This window comes from Streptomyces sp. 8L (genome assembly GCF_020176795.1).
In the GTDB taxonomy this organism is placed as follows: Bacteria; Actinomycetota; Actinomycetes; order Streptomycetales; family Streptomycetaceae; genus Streptomyces.
The window spans coordinates 1-3,489 of record NZ_JAIUKE010000461.1 but is presented as its reverse complement, the minus strand read 5'-3'; the positions used below and the strand labels follow the sequence as shown (position 1 = coordinate 3,489).

The 3,489-nt window shown below is 71.3% G+C and carries 3 protein-coding genes; all 3 read right to left on the bottom strand.

Translation table 11 applies throughout. From position 1 onward, the window contains the following. Window positions 1-49 precede the first annotated feature (49 nt). The 3 genes from LCE31_RS31055 to LCE31_RS31045 are packed head-to-tail and all read right to left on the bottom strand — an operon-like array spanning window position 50 to window position 3,401. The gene (locus LCE31_RS31055; RefSeq protein ID WP_225020259.1) at window positions 50-1,570 is read right to left on the bottom strand and encodes a glycoside hydrolase family 3 protein; all 1,521 of its coding nucleotides are present in this window, start codon (window positions 1,568-1,570) and stop codon (window positions 50-52) included. Then, on the bottom strand, window positions 1,567-2,394 hold the full coding sequence (locus LCE31_RS31050) for a carbohydrate ABC transporter permease (protein WP_225020257.1): 828 nt from the start codon (window positions 2,392-2,394) through the stop codon (window positions 1,567-1,569). Before LCE31_RS31050 ends, LCE31_RS31055 begins: the two co-directional genes overlap by 4 nt. Next, window positions 2,391-3,401, bottom strand: coding sequence for a carbohydrate ABC transporter permease (locus tag LCE31_RS31045; protein ID WP_225020254.1), 1,011 nt, complete (start codon window positions 3,399-3,401; stop codon window positions 2,391-2,393). Before LCE31_RS31045 ends, LCE31_RS31050 begins: the two co-directional genes overlap by 4 nt. Window positions 3,402-3,489: the final 88 nt, after the last annotated feature.

Genomic DNA, 3,489 nt, shown 5'->3' with positions numbered 1-3,489 from the left:
GGGCAGCCCCACAAGGGCCGCCCGGCACCGTCGTGCTGTCCCGCGGAGGTCAGTGCGCCCGCCCGGCGATCACCTCCGCCGCCGCCTGCCCGCACACGCGGGCCGCGCCGTGCGTGGCGATGTGCGCGGCGCCCCGGGGCGGAGCCACGTCGAGGCCCATCTCGACCACGGTCACGGAGGGGCGCGCCGCGACCAGCGCGTCCAGCGCGCGGGCCATCCAGGCGTGCCGGTGCACGTCCCGCGCGGCGACGACGAGAGGCCGCTCCCCCGCCGCGGCCAGGACCTCGGCCGTGCCGTACGAGTCCTCGGTGTAGGTGCCGGTCTCCGTGCCGGGACACAGCTTCGCGAGTTCGGGGCCGACGCCCCAGGGTGTCTGCGTCCCCACGGCGATGTTGGCCTCCGCGCCGAGGACCGCGACGTACGCGGGGCCCGTGAGCGGTACCACCGTGCCGGTGACCCGCAGGGCGCGGCGCGCGGCCACCAGTCCGACCGGGTCGCCTGGCGCGGTCCCCTCCTGTAGGGCCGCGCCCGGGCCGGCCGCCTCCCTGGCCCGCAGCGTCCAGCCGGCGAGCGCGCGCACCCGCGCGGCCGCGTCCGCCAGCCGTTCCTCGGGCAGTTCTCCGCCCCGTACCGCCGCGACGAGCGCGTCGCGCAGCCCCAGTACGGTCCCCTCGTCGAAGGGCCCGCCGCCGGTGCAGATGGCGTCGGCGCCCGCCGCGATGGCGAGGACGGCGCCGTGCTCCGTGCCGTACGTCGAGGCGATGGCCTGCATGTCCATGCCGTCCGTGACGACGAGGCCGTCGAAGCCCAGCTCCTCACGCAGGAGCCCGGTCAGGATGCGCCGGCTCAGGGTGGCGGGCCGGTCGGGGTCGAGCGCGGGGCTGATGATGTGCGCGCTCATGACGGCCTTGACGCCCGCGGCGACGGCGGCCCGGAAGGGCAGCAGGTCGCGTGCGCCGAGCGTGTCGAGTCCCACATCGATGCGGGGCAGCGAGTGGTGCGAGTCGACCGCGGTGTCGCCGTGCCCGGGGAAGTGCTTGGCCGAGGCCGCGACGCCCGCGCCCTGGAGCCCCTCGACGTAGGCGGCGGCGTGCCGGGCGACGAGCGCCGGGTCGGTGCCGAAGGACCGTACACCGATGACCGGGTTGTCCGGGTTGGAGTTGACGTCCACGGAGGGCGCCCAGGCCAGGTCGATGCCGCACGCGGCGAGGGCGCGGCCGAGTTCGGCCGCCACGTCCCGGGTCAGTGCGGTGTCGTCGATGGTGCCGAGGGCGTAGTTGCCGGGCACGGACGATCCCTGGCCGACCTCGATGCGGGTGACGTCGCCGCCCACCTCGTCCACCGCGACGAGGAGGCCGGGGTGGTCGGCGCGCAGCCGCGCGGTGAGCCGGCCGAGCTGCTCGGCCGACTCGACGTTGCGGCCGAAGAGGGCGACGGACGCGAGGCCCTCGTCCAGGCGGCGCAGTATCCAGTCGGGGGCTTCGGTGCCGCCGAAGCCGGGCTGGAGCACGGCGAGCGCGTCGCGTTCCAGGGTGCCGGGGGCGGTGGCGCGCGCGGGCGCGGCGGTCATCCCTTCACCGCCCCCGCGGTGATGCCGCTGCTGGCACGCCGCTGCATGAAGAGGAAGACGACCACGACGGGCAGGGTGAAGAACGAGGCGGCGGCCATCGTGGCGCCCCAGTCGTCACCGAAGTTGGTCTGGAACTGGGTGAGCCAGAGGGTCAGCGTCTGACCGCTGTCCTTGTTCAGGATGAGGACGAGCGCGTACTCGTTCCAGGCGGTGATGTAGCCGAACAGCGAGGTCGCCATGAGGCCGGGCGCCAGGAGCGGCAGGACGACCCGGACGAACGCCTGGAAGCGGCTGCAGCCGTCGACGAGGGCCGCTTCCTCCAGCTCCTTGGGCACGGCCGCGATGAACCCGCGCAGCGTCCAGACTGTGAAGGGCAGGACCATCATCATGTAGAAGAGGGTCAGCGGCAGCAGGCTGTTGAGCGCGTCGGAGTCGCGGACGATCAGGTAGACGGAGATCGTGAGGACTTCCCAGGGCGCCATCTGGGCGACCATGATCAGCAGGATGAACGCCTTGCGCCCCTTGAAGCGCATGCGCGCCACCGCGAAGGCCGAGAGCGTCGCGACGATCAGGGAGAGCAGCACCGCCCCGATCGTCACGGTGAAGCTGTTGCGGACGAACGTCCAGAAGCCCGGCGCGTGCACGGCCTTCGTGAAGTGGCTGAAAGTGGCGTGCACCGGGAAGAGGACCGGCGTCGAGGAGACGATGTCCAGGTCCGGCTTGAAGGCCGTCGTCACCATCCAGTAGATGGGGAAGACGAAGAAGACGAAGAGGATGACGGCGACGATGTTGGGCCAGAGCCGACCGGCCAGGGAGCGCCTCACAGCTCGTCCTCCTCTTTCAGGATGACGCGGAAGTAGTAGGACATCAGGGCCACCAGGATGACGATGGTGAGCATGGAGATGGCGGCACCGGTGCCGAAGTGCTGGTTGCCGAAGCCCTCGACGTACGCATAGACCGGCAGCGTCTCGGTGAGACCCTCGGGACCGCCCGCGTTGAGCGCGTAGACCTGGGTGAACGCCTTGAAGACCCAGATGATCTCCAGGAACGTGGTGCTCAGGAAGAACGGCTTGAGCATCGGGAACACGACTTGCCAGAAGGTGCGCCACGCGCTCGCGCCGTCCATCCTGGCCGCTTCGAAAATCTCCGCCGAGACGGTCGTGAGGCCGGCGAAGAGGTTGAGCGCCACGAAGGGGATGGAGCCCCAGACGATCATCAGGGTGATCACGGCGAACGTGGACAGCTGGTGGCTGAACCAGTTGTAGTGCTGCATCGCGTGCCAGCCGAGGCCGTTCAGGCCCCAGTTGACGACGCCGTTCTGGGTGTCGAACAGCCACTGGTAGACCGTGGTGCCCGCGACCTGCGGCATGGCCCACGCCAGGACCAGGCCGGTGGACAGCAGCAGCCGCATCGGCTTGCCGAGCCGGTTGAGCAGGAGCCCGATGAGCGTGCCGGCCACCATGATGAGGACGACGTTGGCGGCGGTGAAGGCGACCGAGCGGCCCGCGGTGTGCCAGAACTCGGAACTCGTCAGCTGGTCGGTGTAGTTGCCGAAGCCGTTCCACTGGGTGGTGTGCTGGATCAGCTGGAACGGTTCGAGGGTCTGGAACGAGATGAGCAGGTTGCGCACCAGCGGGTAGCCGAGCAGCAGCGCCGTGGCCACCAGCGTCGGCAGCAGGAGCAGGTACGGCAGGAAGCGCGTACCGCGTCCGTCCCGCGAAGGACGGGCGGGTCTCCCGGGAACCGTGGTCCCGTCACTGAGTGCGGCTCCGGGCGGCGTCACCGCCGGGTCCGGCCCCCTGGTCTTGGTGCCTCTGTACTGCGCGGCCATCCTTCTCGCTTCCTCGTGCCGTCCGCTGGGAACGCCTCAGCCCGCCCCCGGACGCCCGCCGCGGTCCGCGGGGAGGCGGGGCACGCGG

Bases quoted from the DNA above. Each gene is read 5' to 3' on its own strand.
- LCE31_RS31055 (WP_225020259.1), bottom strand. From the start codon at position 1,570: ATGACCGCCGCGCCCGCGCGCGCCACCGCCCCCGGCACCCTGGAACGC.
- LCE31_RS31045 (WP_225020254.1), bottom strand. From the start codon at position 3,401: ATGGCCGCGCAGTACAGAGGCACCAAGACCAGGGGGCCGGACCCGGCG.